The organism is Actinomadura viridis (genome assembly GCF_015751755.1).
Lineage (GTDB): Bacteria > Actinomycetota > Actinomycetes > Streptosporangiales > Streptosporangiaceae > Spirillospora > Spirillospora viridis.
The window spans coordinates 6,013,861-6,030,651 of the sequence record NZ_JADOUA010000001.1 but is presented as its reverse complement, the minus strand read 5'-3'; the positions used below and the strand labels follow the sequence as shown (position 1 = coordinate 6,030,651).

11 protein-coding genes are annotated in these 16,791 nt (G+C 71.9%); 8 read left to right on the top strand and 3 right to left on the bottom strand.

What is annotated here, in order from left to right; translation table 11 throughout:
* Positions 1–11 precede the first annotated feature (11 nt).
* From IW256_RS27275 to IW256_RS42840, 5 genes are all read left to right on the top strand, one after another.
* Positions 12–1,379 carry an FAD-binding oxidoreductase gene (locus IW256_RS27275; RefSeq protein ID WP_197013672.1) on the top strand — a complete coding sequence of 456 codons (1,368 nt, stop codon included), beginning with the start codon at positions 12–14 and terminating at the stop codon, positions 1,377–1,379.
* Positions 1,380–1,480: 101 nt separating this feature from the next.
* A complete protein-coding gene (locus tag IW256_RS27270) occupies positions 1,481–2,746 on the top strand; it encodes a class I SAM-dependent methyltransferase (RefSeq protein WP_197013671.1) in 1,266 nt (421 codons plus the stop codon).
* A 122-nt stretch (positions 2,747–2,868) separates the two neighbouring features.
* Positions 2,869–3,828 carry an alpha/beta fold hydrolase gene (locus IW256_RS27265; protein WP_197013670.1) on the top strand — a complete coding sequence of 320 codons (960 nt, stop codon included), beginning with the start codon at positions 2,869–2,871 and terminating at the stop codon, positions 3,826–3,828.
* Positions 3,829–3,978: 150 nt separating this feature from the next.
* Positions 3,979–5,226, top strand: coding sequence for a cytochrome P450 (locus IW256_RS27260; RefSeq protein ID WP_197016592.1), 1,248 nt, complete (start codon positions 3,979–3,981; stop codon positions 5,224–5,226).
* 228 nt (positions 5,227–5,454) lie between these two features.
* On the top strand, positions 5,455–7,551 hold the full coding sequence (locus IW256_RS42840; protein WP_197013669.1) for a glycosyltransferase family protein: 2,097 nt from the start codon (positions 5,455–5,457) through the stop codon (positions 7,549–7,551).
* Positions 7,552–7,701: 150 nt separating this feature from the next.
* On the opposite strand, the gene IW256_RS27250 is transcribed toward IW256_RS42840, so the two are convergent.
* Both IW256_RS27250 and IW256_RS27245 read right to left on the bottom strand, forming a co-directional pair.
* Positions 7,702–9,243: a long-chain-fatty-acid--CoA ligase gene (locus IW256_RS27250; RefSeq protein WP_197013668.1), complete on the bottom strand. Its 1,542-nt coding sequence runs from the start codon at positions 9,241–9,243 to the stop codon at positions 7,702–7,704.
* A gap of 339 nt (positions 9,244–9,582) precedes the next feature.
* Entirely contained in the window at positions 9,583–10,209 is a 627-nt protein-coding gene (locus tag IW256_RS27245) for a lytic polysaccharide monooxygenase auxiliary activity family 9 protein (protein WP_197013667.1), read from the bottom strand.
* Between the two features lie 341 nt (positions 10,210–10,550).
* Here IW256_RS27245 and leuS point away from each other — a divergent pair, with 341 nt between their 5' ends.
* Positions 10,551–13,067 (top strand): leucine--tRNA ligase, encoded by a 2,517-nt coding sequence (leuS, locus tag IW256_RS27240; RefSeq protein WP_197013666.1) that lies wholly within the window; start codon positions 10,551–10,553, stop codon positions 13,065–13,067.
* 677 nt (positions 13,068–13,744) lie between these two features.
* Here leuS and lexA read toward each other — a convergent pair.
* Complete coding sequence (gene lexA, locus IW256_RS27235; RefSeq protein WP_197013665.1) at positions 13,745–14,446, bottom strand: transcriptional repressor LexA; 702 nt, start codon at positions 14,444–14,446, stop codon at positions 13,745–13,747.
* A gap of 208 nt (positions 14,447–14,654) precedes the next feature.
* Here lexA and IW256_RS27230 point away from each other — a divergent pair, with 208 nt between their 5' ends.
* A complete protein-coding gene (locus tag IW256_RS27230; RefSeq protein ID WP_197013664.1) occupies positions 14,655–15,032 on the top strand; it encodes a LysM peptidoglycan-binding domain-containing protein in 378 nt (125 codons plus the stop codon).
* 156 nt (positions 15,033–15,188) lie between these two features.
* On the top strand, positions 15,189–16,760 hold the full coding sequence (locus IW256_RS27225; protein WP_197013663.1) for an MFS transporter: 1,572 nt from the start codon (positions 15,189–15,191) through the stop codon (positions 16,758–16,760).
* Positions 16,761–16,791: the final 31 nt, after the last annotated feature.

Below are 16,791 nucleotides of genomic sequence, written 5' to 3'. Positions count from 1 at the left end.
GGGAGGGCGAGATGACGGAGCTTCTGATCAAGGGTGATCACCAGCGGGCGGTCGAGGCGTTGCGGAGGTCCTACGAGGGGATCCCCGAGGGGACGCCGGTGCGGCTGGCCAAGCGGACCTCCAACCTCTTCCGCTGGCGGGACCCGTCGGAGGCTCCCGGCCTGGACGTGTCGGCTTTCGACCGGGTGCTGGACGTGGACCCCGAGGCCCGTACCGCCGAGGTGCAGGGCATGACGACCTACGAGGACCTGGTCGACGCCACGCTACCGCACGGGCTGATGCCGACCGTGGTGCCGCAACTGAAGACCATCACGCTCGGCGGAGCGGTGACCGGGCTGGGGATCGAGTCCACCTCGTTCCGGTTCGGGTTGCCGCACGAGGCCGTGCTGGAGATGGAAGTGCTCACCGGGGACGGGCAGATCATCGTCGCGACCCGTGAAAACGAGCACCGCGACCTTTTCTACGGCTTCCCCAACTCCTACGGGACGCTCGGTTACAGCCTGCGGCTGAAGATCGAGCTGATCCCGGTGAAACCGTACGTACGGCTCCGCCATCTGCGGTTCGACGACGCGGCGGAACTCACCCGGGTGATGGAACGGATCGCCGAGACCGGGGAGCACGACGGCGAGCCCGTCGACTTCATGGACGGGACCGTCTTCGGCGCGCGCGAGCAGTACATCACGCTGGGCACTTTCGCCGACAACGCGCCCTACACCTCGGACTACACCGGGCAGCGGATCTACTACCGCTCGATCCAGCGGCGTTCGGTCGACTTCTTGACCGTCCGCGACTACATCTGGCGCTGGGACACCGACTGGTTCTGGTGCTCGGGCGCGTTCGGCGTGCAGCATCCGGTCGTGCGCCGGATCTGGCCGGACAAGGCGAAGCGATCGGACGTCTACCGGAAACTGGTCGCCTACGACCGGCGTTTCCAGTTCGTCGCGCGGGTGGACCGGTGGCGGGGGCGGCGGCCGAGGGAAGACGTCATCCAGGACATCGAAGTGCCGGTGGAGCGGCTTCCGGAGTTCCTGGAGTTCTTTCACGAGAAGGTCGGCATGAGCCCCATCTGGCTCTGCCCGCTTCGCGCCCGCGAACGCTGGCCGCTCTATCCTCTGGAGCCCGGCCGCACCTACGTGAACGCCGGTTTCTGGGGAACTGTCCGGCTTCCTCCCGGGCAAATCCCCGAATATCACAACCGGCTCATCGAGCGTAAGGTCGCCGCCCTTGACGGCCACAAGTCTCTCTACTCGACGGCTTTTTACAGCCGCGACGAGTTCTGGCGTTACTACGACGGGGAGACCTATCGGCGACTCAAGGAGTCGTACGACCCCGGTCAGCGACTGCTGGATCTCTACGACAAGTGCGTGCGCGGACGCTAGCCGATCGGCCGGGTGTCCGGGTATCGGGGGGAGCCCCCGGGTGGGGGTGGTGGTGACGCCATGGCCCCTGTGCCGGGGGCGGGAAGACAGGAGGAACGCTCATGACGCTGGCCAGGGTCTTCGAGGAACTCGTCGGGCCTGAGGCGCCAGTGGAGTTCGCGGCGTACGACGGGTCACGGGCGGGGGTGCCCGGCGCCGGTATCCGGTTCGACGTGCGCTCACCGTACGCGGTGTCCTACCTGGTGCACTCGCCGGGGTCGCTGGGCCTGGCCCGCGCGTACGTCAGCGGATATCTCGACGTCGGCGGCGACATGTACACGGCGCTGTCCACCATGCAGCAGGTGTTCAGCGACGTGACCCCGGGCGACAAGCTGAAGGTCCTCGGTGAGGTCATGCGCGATCCGCTGCTGCGCGCCGCGGTCAGCAGGCGGCTCGACCCGCCGCCGCAGGAGGCTCCGTTCAGCAGGGTGCCGGCGTGGCTGCGGCACTCCAAGCGGCGCGACGCCAAGGCCATCTCCCACCACTACGACGTCTCCAACACCTTCTACGAGTGGGTGCTGGGCCCGTCCATGGCCTACACGTGCGCGTGTTACCCCGAGGAGCACTCCACCCTCGAAGAGGCGCAGTTCTTCAAGCACGACCTGGTCGCCAAGAAGCTCGGCCTCAGGTCCGGCATGCGGCTCCTGGACGTGGGGTGCGGCTGGGGCGGCATGGTGATGCACGCCGCCAAGGAGTACGGGGTCAAGGCGCTGGGCGTCACCCTGTCCAAGCAGCAGGCCGAGTGGGCCCAGAAGGCCATCGCCGACCGGGGCCTGTCGGAGCTGGCCGAGGTGCGGCACCTGGACTACCGGGACGTGACCGAGACCGGGTTCGACGCGGTCAGCTCGATCGGGCTCACCGAGCACATCGGCAAGGCCAACCTGGGCTCCTACTTCTCGTTCCTCTACGGGAAGCTCAAGCCGGGCGGGCGCATGCTCAACCACACCATCACCCGGCCCGACAACCTCGCGCCCGCGATGAAGCCGGGCGGGTTCATCAACCGGTACGTGTTCCCCGACGGCGAGCTGGAGGGGCCCGGCTACATCCAGTCGCAGATGAACGACGCGGGGTTCGAGATCCGGCACCAGGAGAACCTGCGCGAGCACTACGCCCGGACGCTCGACGGCTGGTGCCGCAACCTGGACGAGCACTGGGACGAGGCCGTCGCCGAAGTGGGCGAGGGCACCGCCCGGGTCTGGAAGGTCTACATGGCCGGCTGCCGTCTCGGGTTCGAGCGCAACTGGATCCAGCTGCACCAGACCCTCGGCGTGAAGCTCGACGCCCAGGGCAAGTCCCACATGCCGTTGCGGCCCGACTGGGCTTCGTGACCGTACCGCCCCGGAGGGCTCCGCACGCGTGTGCGGGGCCCTTCGCGCGTTGTGCGGGCCGGACGGGAGGCCACCGGGACGCGCGCGGGCATAATGGGCGCCCCCGTCGAGGAGGTGCGGTCATGGATCAGGCAGCGCGCGCGGGCGCTGGAGGGCAGGCGGCGTCGGTCAACGGCCCCGGTGGCCAGGGGGCGTTCGAGGAGGGGACGGTCGAGGCGAACGGCCTGCGGTTCGGTTACCTGGCGGCCGGGCCTGAGGACGGGCCGCTCGCGTTGTGCCTGCACGGCTTCCCGGACTCGGCGTACACCTGGCGGTACCTGCTGCCCGAGCTGGCGGCGGCCGGGTACCGGGCGGTGGCGCCGTTCATGCGCGGGTACGCGCCGACCGGCGTCCCCGAGGACGGCGCGTACCAGACCGGAGCCCTGTCCGCGGACGCGGTGGCCCTGCACGCGGCGTTCGGCGGGGACGGGAACGCGGTGATCATCGGGCACGACTGGGGCGCGTTCGCGACCTACGGCGCCGCCGCGTCCGCGCCCGGGCTCTGGCGGCGGGTGGTCACGCTCGCCCTGCCGCCGCTGAACGTGATGCTGAACGCCTTCTTCGACTTCGAGCAGCTCAAGCGGTCGTTCTACATCTTCCTGTTCCAGACGCCGCTGGCCGAGGCGGCGCTGGACCGCGCGTTCGTCGAGGGGCTGTGGCGTGACTGGTCGCCCGGGTACGGGCCGGACGGGCGGGCCCGGGAGGTCGGGCATGTCATGGACTGCCTGGCCTACCCCGAGAACGTGGCGGCGGCGATCGGCTACTACCGGGCCATGCTCGACCCGTCCCGCCACGTCGACCGCTACGCCGCGGAGCAGGAGGCGCTGACGGGGACGGGCGGGAGCCCGGTGCTGTACCTGCACGGCGCCGACGACGGCTGCCTGGGCGTGGAGGGGACCTTCCCGGGCGGGGACGGCGCGGCCGTCCTGGAGCACCTCCCGGCCGGGTCGCGGGCCGAGGTCGTCCAGGGCGCCGGCCACTTCCTCCAGCTGGAGCGCCCGGAGGAGGTCAACGCCCGCGTCCTGGCCTGGCTGGCGGGCTGAGGGCATCCCGCCGCACGGACCGCGCGGGTACGGCAGGATGGCGGGAAAGTGAGGTGTGTCACTCGGGTCGAGGATCGCCCTCCGTTGGTTTACTCTGACAAGCTACGTGTAAACCGAATCCCATTCTAGCTGGCAGTGGTGGTGGACAGGATGCTCAAGGTCGAGGACATCAACCTGACGGACTGGGACTTCTGGCGGAGGCCGCACGACTACCGCCACGAGGCGTTCAAGGCGCTGCGCTGGGAGCCGGGTCTGGTGCGCTTCGAGGAGCCCGACGTCGTCATCGTGCCGCAAGGGCCCGGCTACTACGCCCTGACCAGGCACGCCGACGTGGTCGAGGCGTCCCGCCGGCCGCAGGACTTCTGCTCGGGCAAGGGCACCATCAACATCCCCGACATGCCGGGCGACCTGCACGAGTACTTCGGGTCGATGATCGTCATGGACGACCCCCGGCACGCCAAGATCCGGCGGATCGTCTCGCGGGCCTTCTCGCCCCGGATGATCCAGCGGTTCGAGGACAAGGTGGAGGCGGTGGCCGCCCAGATCGCCGAGGACGTCGCGTCCGGCGCGGGCACCGGCGACTTCGTCCGGGACGTGGCCGCCCGCCTCCCCTTGAAGATCATCTGCGATCTGATGGGCATCGGGGAGGAGCACTACGACACCGTCCTGGACGCCACCAACGTCATCCTGGCCGGCAACGACGCGGAGTTCATCCCCACCAACGACCCCGAGCAGGCGGCGATGGCCCTGCTCGGCGCCGGGCAGACCCTCAAGGACCTGGTGGAGGATCTCGGCCGGCGCCGCCGCGCCGAGCCCACCGACGACCTCACCTCCGCCCTGGTCAACGCCAACATCGACGGCGAGTCCCTGAGCGACCAGGAGCTGGGCTCGTTCTTCATCCTGCTCGTGGTGGCGGGCAACGAGACCACCCGCAACGCCATCGCGCACACCCTGGACCTGCTCACCCGCAACCCCGACCAGCGGGCGCTGCTGGTGGAGGACTTCGAGGCGCGGATGCCGGGCGCGGTCGAGGAGGTCGTGCGGTTCGTCTCCCCGGTGATCTGGATGCGGCGCACCGCCACCCGCGACACCACCCTGAACGAGCACCAGATCAAGGAGGGCGACAAGCTCGTCCTCTACTACTGGTCGGCCAACCGCGACGAGCAGGTCTTCACCGACCCCGAGCGGTTCGACATCATGCGCGACCCGAACCCGCACGTCGGCTTCGGCGGCCCCGGCCCGCACTTCTGCCTGGGCGCGCACCTGGCCCGGCGCGAGATCACCGTGATGTACCGCGAGCTGCTGCGGCGCCTCCCGAAGATCCACGCGTCCGGGGAGCCCGAGCGGCTGGAGTCCAACTTCATCAACGGGATCAAGCGCCTCCCGTACTCCTTCTGAGGTCGCCGGCCCGCCGGGTCACCACCCGGCCGCCGCCGGGCCGCCATCGGGCCACCGCCGGGCGCCCGCCCGGCGGCGGCCCGACTTCCAGATGAACCCGGATGAACTCCAGCGAACTCAGATGAACAACGCATGGCGGAGCGTGGTGATCGCTGGGGTGGAGCCCCGGCCGGGTCTAGCGTGGACGAATCGGAGCATTCGCCACTGACCCGGTGCCGGGGGTGTCCTGTGAACGAGTCCGGTCCCGCACTCGCGGCCTCGTACCCGCCGCCGCCCCCGGGCGGGCCCTCCGTGGCCGCCGGCGGGACCGCCGGCGAGACGTCCCTGCTCCTCAGGCTCGCCGAGGCCGAGCGGGAGCGGGACGAGCGCGAACGGCAGATCGCCCATCTGCGCCGTGCGCTGGCCGAGGCCGCCCGCCGGCTCGGCGACACCGACCGTGACCGGGCCGCCGAGGCGCACCGCGCCGACCAGGCCGAATGGCGGTCGGAGGTCATGCGGCGGCGGCGCTGGTGGCGGCTCGGCGGGGCGCTGACGGCGCTGCGCAGGCGCCCGCTCTCGCCCGCCTCCTACCGGAGGCTGGGAGCCGCCTGGCGCGTCCGGCCCGCCCCGCCACCTCCTCCGGAGAACCCGCGCCCGCCGGAGCGTCCCGAGATCCGGGTGCCCGACACCGAGCTGCTCGACGACGTACCGGCGGCGGCCTTCCCCGCCGGCCCGGTCGCCCGCCCCGGCGTCACCGCGGCGGTCGCGGCGAGCCCGCCCATCGCGGCGGCGCTGCGGTACGAGTGGCGCCAGCTCGACGGGTTCGGACCGGAGGACTGGCGCGAGGTCCTCGAAGCGGAACCGCCCCACCTGCTCTTCGTGGAATCCGGGCGGACCGGGTGGCCCCTCGGCGCCCTGGCCGCCATGGTCGGGTGGTGCCGCGAGCGCGGCATCCCCACCGCGTACTGGGAAACGGGCGGCGAGCCGCTCTCCGCGACCTCGGGGAACGGGACCCGCGATGGCGCGGTCTCCGAGGCGGCCCTGTTCGACCACGTCTTCACGGCCGACGCCACACGCGTTCCCGCGCTGCGCGACGCCCTGGGGCACGACCGCGTCCAGGCCCTGCCGTTCGCCGCCCAGCCCCGCCTGCACCACCCCGTACGGGACGCCGACCAGGGCAGGTACCCGCTCCTTTACGAAGGGGACTACGACCCTGGGGCGGAGGCGCTGCTGGGCCCGGCACCAAAGCTCGGCGCGCATTTCTATGGAACCGGCTTCCCCGCCCTCTACAGGCAACGGGTCGTCCCACGGCTCCCACACGAGAAGGCGCTGACGGCCCGCAAACGCTACAAGGTGCTCATCGCCCCGCATCCCCGCCTCGCCTACGAGGCCGCCGCCGCGGGCATCCCCCTCGTCCACGCCGAGGCCGAAGCCGGCGAGGCGGGGCCGGCGCCGGAACGGCCCGGGTTCGGTCCGGCCGTGAGCGACGCCGGGGACGGCGCCCGGCTGCTGGGGGCGATGCTGGCGGGTTCGGAGATGCGCGACCGGCAGGCGCACCTGGCGCTCCGCGAGATCCACGCCGGGCACACCTACCGGCACCGGATCGACACCGTCCTGGAGACGCTCGGCGGGCCGCCCGCGCCGCGTACCGAGCCGCCGCTGGTCTCCCTGGTGCTGCCGACCTGCCGCGCCGGGCAGATCGCCCAGGCCGTCGAGTACGCGGCCCGGCAGGTGTGGCGCCCGCTGCAGCTGGTCATGGTCCTGCACGGGCTCGACCTGGACCCCGCCGAGGTGGAGAAGCGGATCCGCGCCGCCGGGCTCGGCGACGCCGTGGTGCTGACCGCCGACCGCTCCCTCTCCCTCGGCGCCTGCCTCAACCTCGGCATCGAGGCCGCCGACGGCGCGTACATCGGCAAGATGGACGACGACGAGCTCTACGGCCCGCACTACGTCTCCGACCTGCTGCCCGCCTTCTCCTACACCGAGGCCGCGGTGGTGGGGAAGCTGGCGCACTACACCCACCTGGCCTCGATCGACGCCATGGTGCTGCGCCACCCCGGCCTGGAGCACCGGTACGTGAACGTCCTGCGCGGCGGGGCCCTGCTCGCGGAGGGCGACCTGCTGCGCGACTACCGGTTCGCCGAGGTGGGCAGGGGCGAGGACACCGACCTGTTCCGGCGGCTGCGCGAGGACGGGGTGCGGGTGTACGCGGCCGACCGGTACTCGTTCGTCACCATCCGGCACGCCGACCCCGCCCGGCACACCTGGCGGCCCAGCGACCTGGAGCTGCTGGCCGACGCCCGGGTCGTCCACTACGGCATGGCCGAGCAGCACGTCCTCTTCTGACGGAAGGGCTCTCGACGGGAACGGGCGGGCCGCCAAGGGCACCGTCACCCGGTGCCCGGCCGGACCCGCCCGCCGTACCTCGCCGCTCCACCTCGCCGCCGTACGTCCACGCCGTACGTCCCGCCGTGCCGTCCGGACGGCGGGGGCGGCTCAGCGCAGCTCGCGCTTGAGGATCTTGCCGGTGGCGGTCATCGGCAGCTCGTCGCGGAACTCGACGATGCGCGGGTACTTGTAGGAGGCGAAGTTCTCCTTGCCCCAGGCGATCAGCTCCTCCTCGGTGACCGTGGCGTCCGGCCGCCGGATCACGTACGCCTTGATCTCCTCGCCGTGGCTGTCGTGCGGGACGCCCACCACGGCGGCCAGCGAGACCGCCGGGTGGGTCATGAGCACCTCTTCGAGCTCGCGCGGGTAGACGTTGAACCCACCCCGGATGATCATGTCCTTGGAGCGGTCGATGATGTAGTAGAAGCCGTCCTCGTCCCGGCGGGCGATGTCACCGGTCCGGAACCAGCCGTCCCTGATCGACTCCTCGGTGGCCTCCGGGCGGCCGTAGTACCCCTTCATGATGTTGTGCCCGCGGACCGCGATCTCGCCGGGCCCCTCGCCCTCGACGGTCTTCCACTCCTCGTCGATCAGCTTCATGTCCACGCCCCAGATCGGGGTGCCGATCGAGCCCGGCTTGGTCGGCCGGTCGGGCTGGTTGAACGAGGCGACCGGGGAGGTCTCCGAGAGGCCGTAGCCCTCCAGCACCTTGACCCCGAACTTCTTCTCGAAGCCCTTGAGGACCTCCAGCGGCAGCGAGGCGCCGCCGGACACGCAGGTGTGCAGGTTCGCCGCGACCTCCTCCACCGGCACCGTGCCCTGGTCCGACAGCAGCGCCCAGTACATGGTGGGCACGCCCGCGAAGATCGACACCTTCTCCTTCGCCATCAGCCGCAGCGCCTCGGCGGGCTCGAACCGCGCCTGCAGGACCAGCGTGGAGCGCCGCCGGAAGCCCACGTTCATCACGCACGACTGCCCGAACGCGTGGAACATCGGCAGGACCACCAGCGACACGTCGTGGTCGGTCCGCTCGAACATCGCGTCCGAGACGAACGCGTTCATCAGCATGTTGGAGTGCGACAGCTCGGCGCCCTTGGGCTGCCCCGTGGTGCCGCTGGTGTAGAGGATCACCGCGGTGTCGTCGGCACCGGTCAGCGCCGCGTCGATCGTGCCGGGCAGGCCGGCGAGCGCGGGCCAGAACAGCTCGGCGTCCTCGTACGGCGACTCGGTGGCCCCCGGGTCGGTCGTCATCAGGAACAGGTGCTCGCAGGCGGGCGAACCCTGGAAGCCCGCGCGGCCCATCTCGCCCAGCGGGAGCTCGGGCGTGCCCTCGAAGACGAACAGCGCCTTGGCGTCGGAGTCGTCCAGGTGGTAGGTGATCTCGCGCGGCTTGAGCAGCACGTTCAGCGGGACGACGGCGGCCCCGGCCTTGAGGATCCCGAAGTAGACCATCGGGAAGTAGGGGACGTTCGGGCAGGAGAGCGCGACCTTGTCCCCGACGCCGATTCCGCGCGAGCGCAGCAGATGCGCCACCTGGGACGCGATCATGTCGATCATCGCGTACGACAGCCGCATGTCGCCGAAGACGACGGCGTCGCGGTCGGGCGTCTTCCGTGCGGCATCCTCGAGCAGAACGGAGAGGTTGAGCATGGCACTCCTCGCGCGGGGTGGTCGCCAGCCGTTGTTACTGACGAGTGTAGGAACGGTCGCGTTCATCCTGCTCTATCGGAGCGGGCCGCGTCATCCCTTGACATGGCCGTGACGTGCCGTTCTTCGGTGATGTCCCGGTCCGGAGGGGGAAAGACGGTGCGTGGTCACAACCGGAGCGGTGCGCGGTCACAATCCGGTTCCGGATCCGGCGCGCCCGGCGGCCGGCAGCCCCCTGAGCCTCCGCGATCACCCGGCCGCGCGGGTGCACGGGGATGCGCGCGGGTGCGCGCGAACAGGGGCGTCCGCGATCGCGGACGCCCCTGCCCGGGCGGGGGACGGTCAGCCGAAGTCGACGTCGGCGCAGGAGTAGAACGCGTTGGGCGTGTCGGCGATGTCCCACACGGCCAGGATCAGATGGCGGCCCTGCTTGGCGGGCAGGGTGGCCGGGTGGGAGACCGTCGAGGGCGGACGCTGCCCGCCGTAGTTCCGGGTGAGGAAGGGCTGCGGGTCGAGCGCCGCCCGGGTGAGGGGCGCGGACGGGTCCCAGCCGTTCCTGGTCACGAAGTAGCGGAACGAGGTGGTGGCGTGCACGGCGGTCAGGCGCCAGGTGAAGGTGAACGCCTGCCCTCCGTTCATCCTGGTGGCGGGCCACTGGCCGCCGCGCGGATCGTCGAGCGGAGCCCACCGGCTGTCACCGGCGGCGCAGATCCGCCCGTCCGCCGGGCCGGCCTGCGGGAACCCCTTGGGGCCTTCGACGCTCTGCGGCTCCCACTGGATGGGACCGCAGTTCTGCACCTGCCCGGTGGCGCACAGGGAGCTGCGGCTGGGCGGTGAGGTGGTGTAGCCGTGCGAGAGGGCGGGCGAGCTGATCATCAGCGGCAGGGCGAGGCCGGCGGACGCGGCCAGGGCGAGGCCCTTCCTGCCGGGCGTGCGCGTCCTCGCGGGCGCGCGGAGCGGACTGGACATGCGCGATCCTCCTTGGCGGGGGGACGGGGTCGGGGATCCGCGGTGGCTCCTACTGATAGGAAACCTTCCTGTCAATTGGAGCGTGGACGATCCCCGGGCGCCCGTCAAGGCCCAAGCGCCGGGGGGATCCGGCGCGTACGCCCGCCCGGCGGCGGGCACTCGATCGGCACGCCAGCGCAGGGCCTTGCCTCTGCGCTAGTCTTGTTGTATGCGGACCCGGCTGCTTCTCAGCCCGCCGCGCTGACCCACCTAGCAGGCCGGCGCGGCGACCCCTCGTGGTGCGAGGGGTCCTTTCATGTCAGGGCCGCCCCCGTATCTACAGGACCAGTGGAGTAGCGACCGTGAGCAGCGACGAGACCACCCATGAAGCTCCGGCGGGCGCCGCGAGTCCATCCCCGTCGGGCGATGGGTACGACCCGCGGGCGGTTCAGGACAAGTGGCAGGCCCGCTGGGCGGAGCTGAACCCCTTCCAGGCCGTCGAGGCCGACGACGGCCGGGAGCGTCGCTACGCGCTGGACATGTTCCCCTACCCCTCCGGCGACCTGCACATGGGGCACGCGGAGGCGTTCGCCATCGGCGACGTCGTGGCCCGCTACTGGTTCCAGAAGGGCTACAACGTCCTGCACCCCATGGGCTGGGACTCCTTCGGCCTGCCCGCCGAGAACGCCGCCATCAAGCGCGACTCCCACCCCGCCGAGTGGACCTACGCCAACATCGAGACCCAGGCGGCCTCGTTCCGCCGCTACGCCCCCTCGTTCGACTGGTCGCGGCGGCTGCACACCTCCGACCCCGAGTACTACCGGTGGACCCAGTGGCTGTTCCTGCGCTTCTACGAGCGCGGGCTGGCCTACCGTAAGGGCGGCCAGGTCAACTGGTGCCCCAACGACCAGACCGTGCTGGCCAACGAGCAGGTCGTGGGCGGCCACTGCGAGCGGTGCGGCGCGCTGGTCGAGCGCCGGGTGCTGACCCAGTGGTACTTCCGGATCACCGACTACGCGGACCGGCTGCTGGACGACATGGCGCAGCTGGAGGGCAAGTGGCCCGACCGGGTGCTGCTGATGCAGCGCAACTGGATCGGCCGCTCCACCGGCGCCGACGTCCACTTCGTCATCGAGGGCCGGGACGAGCCCGTCACCGTCTACACCACCCGCCCCGACACCCTGTACGGGGCGACCTTCATGGTCGTGGCCGCCGACGCCGAGCTGGCCGACGAGATCTGCGCGCCCGAGCAGCGCGCCGCGTTCGAGGCGTACCGCGAGGAGGTCTCCCGCGAGAGCGAGATCGAGCGGCTGTCCACCGAACGCGAGAAGACCGGCGTCTTCCTGGGCCGCTACGCGATCAACCCGGTCAACGGCGAGCGGATCCAGATCTGGGCCTCCGACTACGTGCTGGCCGAGTACGGGCACGGCGCGATCATGGCGGTGCCCGCGCACGACCAGCGCGACCTGGACTTCGCGCTGAAGTTCGGGCTGCCGGTCCGGGTCGTGGTCGAGACCGGCGAGGCCGACCCCGCCGAGACCGGCGTGGCCACCGCGGGCGACGGGCGCGTCGTCAACTCCGGCCCGATCGACGGCCTGGCCAAGGCCGACGCCATCGCCCGGATCACCGAGATCCTGGCGGAGAAGGGGCTGGGCGGGGCCGCGGTCAACTTCCGGCTGCGCGACTGGCTGGTGTCCCGGCAGCGGTTCTGGGGCTGCCCGATCCCGATCGTGCACTGCGACGCGTGCGGCGAGGTCCCGGTCCCCGACGACCAGCTGCCCGTCCGGCTGCCCGACGACCTGCGCGGCGCCGACCTGGCGCCCAAGGGCACCTCGCCGCTGGCCGCCGCCTCGTCCTGGGTGAACGTCGACTGCCCCAAGTGCGGCGGCGCCGCCAAGCGCGACAGCGACACCATGGACACCTTCGTCGACTCGTCCTGGTACTACTACCGCTACTGCTCGCCCGACTACACCGAGGGCCCGTTCGACGTCGAGCAGGTCCGCAAGTGGATGCCCGTCGACCAGTACACCGGCGGTGTCGAGCACGCCATCCTGCACCTGCTGTACAGCCGCTTCTTCACCAAGGTCCTGCACGACATGGGCATGGTGGACTTCACCGAGCCGTTCACCCGCCTGCTGAACCAGGGGCAGGTCATCCTGAACGCCAAGGCGATGTCCAAGTCGCTGGGCAACATGGTCGACCTGGGCGAGCAGATCGGCGAGTTCGGCGTGGACGTCGTCCGCCTGGCCATGCTGTTCTCGGGCCCGCCTGAGGACGACATCGACTGGGCGGACGTGTCCCCGCACGGCATGTCCAAGTTCCTGTCCCGGGTCCACCGCATCGCCACCGAGGTCGCCGCGCCGGCCGGCGCCGACCCGGCCACCGGCTGGACCGACCTGCGCCGCGTCACCCATCACACCATCGACGAGGTGACCGCCCTGGTCGAGGTGCGCCGCTTCAACGTGGCGATCTCCCGGGTCATGGAGCTGGTCAACGCCACCCGCAAGGCCATCGACACCGGCCCGGGCCCCGCCGACCCGGCCGTGCGCGAGGCCGCCGAGACCATCGTCGTGCTGCTGTCGCTGTTCGCCCCGTACACCGCGGAGGAGGCCTGGGAGCTGCTGGGCCGCCGGGCGCCGGTCGCCACCGCGGGCTGGCCCGCCGCCGACCCGGCGCTGCTGGTGCGGGAGTCGGTGGTCTGCGTCGTCCAGGTCGCCGGGAAGGTCCGCGACCGGCTGGAGGTCGCCCCCGGCATCGCCGAGGGCGAGCTGGAGTCGCTGGCGCTGGCCTCTCCGAAGATCAAAGAGGCGCTGGGGGGCCGGGATATCCGGAAAGTCATCGTACGGGCCCCGAAGATCGTTAATATCGTCCCAGCCTGATCGTTCCGGCCGGTCCAGGACCGGCCGGGTGAACGCCGTCCGGGCCGCGAGGCGGTCCGGACGGCGTCGGCATCGGCGCCGGTGTGCGAGGGCCGTTCGTCCTGGTCATGACCATGGGGTCGGGCCGGCGGCGCGGGCACTCGGCACCCGTGACGGGTGCGGCGGCCGGTCCGGCCGGCGGGCGGAGGCCCGCCGGATGCCTCGGCGGCCCCGGTGAACGGAAGTCACCAGGGCGTCGCCGGTCCGGGTGTGGTGGCGTTTCAGTGTGGTGGCGCGGTGGTTGTGGGTTCGGCGCGGCCCGGGGCGGGTCCCGGGCGCATGGGCGCCCCGGCGGTGCCGGTGGGCGCGGCCGGGCCGTGCGATCCGGCGTCCGGGTGACGGCTCCAGGGTGGGACGGCTCCGGGCGGGACGGCATCGGCGGCGCGCAAGACGTGAGGAGCATTCCGGCGACGCCGGATGCGTGAGACAAGCGGACGCGTGAGGGGTCGCGCGGACGCACGAGAGGTACGTGCACACGTGACGAGCACGCCGTCGCCCCCCGAGCGCGGGGCATGATGACGACGCGAGCGGACGCGCCGCCGGAGACGGGCGCGACGGCGGGCGGGGAGCCCGCCGGAACGCGGAAGGCGGCCACGGGAGGTCATCCCGGGGCCGCCTTCCGACCAGGAGCGCGAGGGTCACATCTTGCGCAGCACCGCGACGACGCGGCCCAGCACGGAGGCCTCGTCGCCGGGGATGGGCTCGTACGCCGGGTTCTGCGGGAGCAGCCAGATGTGGCCGTCCCGGCGCTTGAAGGTCTTGACCGTCGCCTCGCCGTCGATCATGGCGGCGACGATGTCGCCCTGCTCGGCCACCGGCTGCTGGCGGACCACGACCCAGTCGCCGTCGGCGATCGCGGCCTCGATCATCGAGTCGCCGGTCACCTTGAGCAGGAAGTGGGTGCCCTCGCCGACCAGCTGCTTGGGCAGCGTGAAGACGTCCTCGACGGCCTCCTCCGCCAGGATCGGGCCACCGGCGGCGATCCGGCCGACCAGGGGGACGTACGCGGGGGCGGGGCGCGCGGAGGTGTCCGCGGCGGCGCCGGCCGGCCCGTAGGTCTCGTCCTCGGTCCGGACCGGGGTGGTGCCCGGCACGCGGACCTCGACGGCGCGCGGGCGGTTGGGGTCGCGGCGCAGGTAGCCCTTGCGCTGCAGGGTGCGCAGCTGGTGCGACACGCTGGAGGTGCTGGTCAGCCCCACCGCCTCGCCGATCTCGCGCATGGAGGGCGGGTAGCCGCGCCGCTGCACGGAGTCGCGGATCACCTCGAGCACCATGCGCTGTCGCTGGGTGAGCCCGCTCTCGTCCATCGGGCCGTCGGGCAGCTCCCGGACCTTGCTCATCGCTCGTCGCCTCCCCGGCGTTTGATCCCTCACTCCTCGTCATGGCACGTTATCGCGTCCGGAACCGATGATCAAACAATTGTTCGAAGAATGTGCTCGCGTTTCGCGGCTCCGGTGTTGTACAACATCGTACAGACGTTCGATCGAAAATGCATTCGACGAACCGGGCTGACGGGTGCTTCGACGGCTGAGCGCAGGGAGGGCCGGCATGGCGGTAACGCCTGACGGGACGCTGGGCAGGGCGGGATCCGGAACGCACGGGGCCGCGCCGCCGCTACGGCTGACCCGGCGCGGCCGCGCCGTGGTGGTCTCGTTCATCGCGGGCCTGCTCCTGGTGCTCCTGTGGCTGACGGCCGGCCTGGGGGCGAGCGCGGGCGACAAGGAGGACGCGACACCGCCCGCGGCCACCCCGGCCGCGCGGGTGAAGACGGTCGTGGTCGAGCCCGGCGAGACCCTCTGGGAGATCGCCACCCGCGACGACCCCGACGGCGATCCGCGGATCACCGTCCAGCGCATCGCCGACCTCAACGGCCTGTCCGACTCCATCGTCCAGCCGGGGCAGCGGCTGCGCATGCCGGCCCGCTGACGGCCCCTGACGATCCCCTGACGGGCACGCTGCCCGGCCCGCCGACAGGCCGGCCGGCGCCCGGCGAGATTCCTCCGGGCGGCGTGTCGAGATCCCGCCGGCGGCTCCGACCTCTGGGCGAACGCGCCCGAGAGGGGCGCCGCACAAGGGGGTCACATGGAACCCAATGCCCGGGCCGGCCGGCGGGAATGGGTGGGTCTGGCCGTCCTCGCCCTGGCCGCCCTGCTGGTGTCGATCGACGTCTTCGTCCTGCTGCTCGCGCTGCCGCACCTGAGCGCGGACCTGGGGGCCGACGCCACGCAGCAGCTCTGGATCATGGACGTGTACGGGTTCCTGCTGTCGGGATTCCTGATCACGATGGGCGGGCTCGGCGACCGGATCGGCCGCCGCAGGCTGCTGCTGGGCGGCGCGGCGGCGTTCGGCGTGGCGTCGGTGGTGGCCGCGTACTCGCCCAGCCCGGAGGCGCTGATCGTCGCCCGCGCGCTGCTGGGGGTCGCCGGAGCCACCGTGGCGCCGTCCACGCTGTCGCTGATCAGCACCATGTTCCGCGACGCGCGGCAGCGTTCGCAGGCGTTCGGCGTGTGGCTGGCCTGCTTCATCGGCGGCGCCGCGCTCGGGCCCATCGTCGGCGGAACGCTGCTGGAGCACTTCTGGTGGGGATCGGCGTTCCTGCTCGGCGTGCCCGCGATGCTGCTCCTGCTGGTCCTCGGGCCGATCCTGCTGCCCGAGTACCGCGCTCCCGAGGCGGGCCGGCTCGACCTGGCCAGCGTCGCCCTGTCGCTGGCCGCCGTCCTCCCGATCGTGTACGGCCTGAAGGAACTCGCCCGTACGGGCTGGCACGCGGCGCCCGTCCTGGCCACGCTGGCCGGTGTGCTGGTCGGCGTCGCCTTCGTACGGAGGCAGCGGCGGCTCGCCGATCCGCTGCTGGACCTGCGGCTGCTGGGCAACCGCGTGCTGAGCACCGCGCTGGCCGGGACGCTGGCGGCGACCCTGCTGATGGGCGCCATCATGATGTTCCTGACCCAGCACCTCCAGCTGGTCCAGGGGCTCTCCCCGCTGCACACCGGGCTGTGGATGCTGCCCTCGCTCTTCGCGAACATGCTGAGCTTCCAGCTCTCCCCGCTCCTGGCCCGGCGGATACGGCCCGCCGTCCTCATCGCCGCCGGCCTGACCGTGTCGGTGTGCGGGCTGCTGGTGCTCACCCGGGTCGGCACGGGGCACGCCCCCGCGACACTGATCACCGGCTGGGCGCTCATCGGGCTCGGCGCGGGCCCGCTGGTCACGCTGGCCACCGAGCTGGTGGTGGGCTCGGCGCCGCAGGCCAAGGCCGGTTCGGCCGCGGCGATGAACGAGACCTCCGGCGAGTTCGGGTACGCGCTGGGCATCGCGGTCCTGGGCAGCATCGGCACCGCCCTCTACCGGGCCGAGGTCGAGGTGCCGGCCGGGGTCCCGGACGCGGCCCGTGAGAGCCTGACCGGCGCGGCGGCCGTGGCCGACGACCTGCCCGGTCCCGTACGCGAGGCGCTGCTCGACTCGGCCCGGGCCGCGTTCACGACCGGGCTCCACACGGTCGCCCTGCTCAGCGCGGTCGCGCTGGCAGGCATGGCGGTGCTCATCGCGGTGATGCTCCGTCACGTGCCACCGATCGGCGCCTCCGAGCCGAAGGAGCGTCCCGAGTCCGGCTCCGAGCCCGATTCCGAGCCCGCGCCCGCCGCGGCCGGGCACTGAACCCCGTTCCACGACGCGACGACCCCAAGGA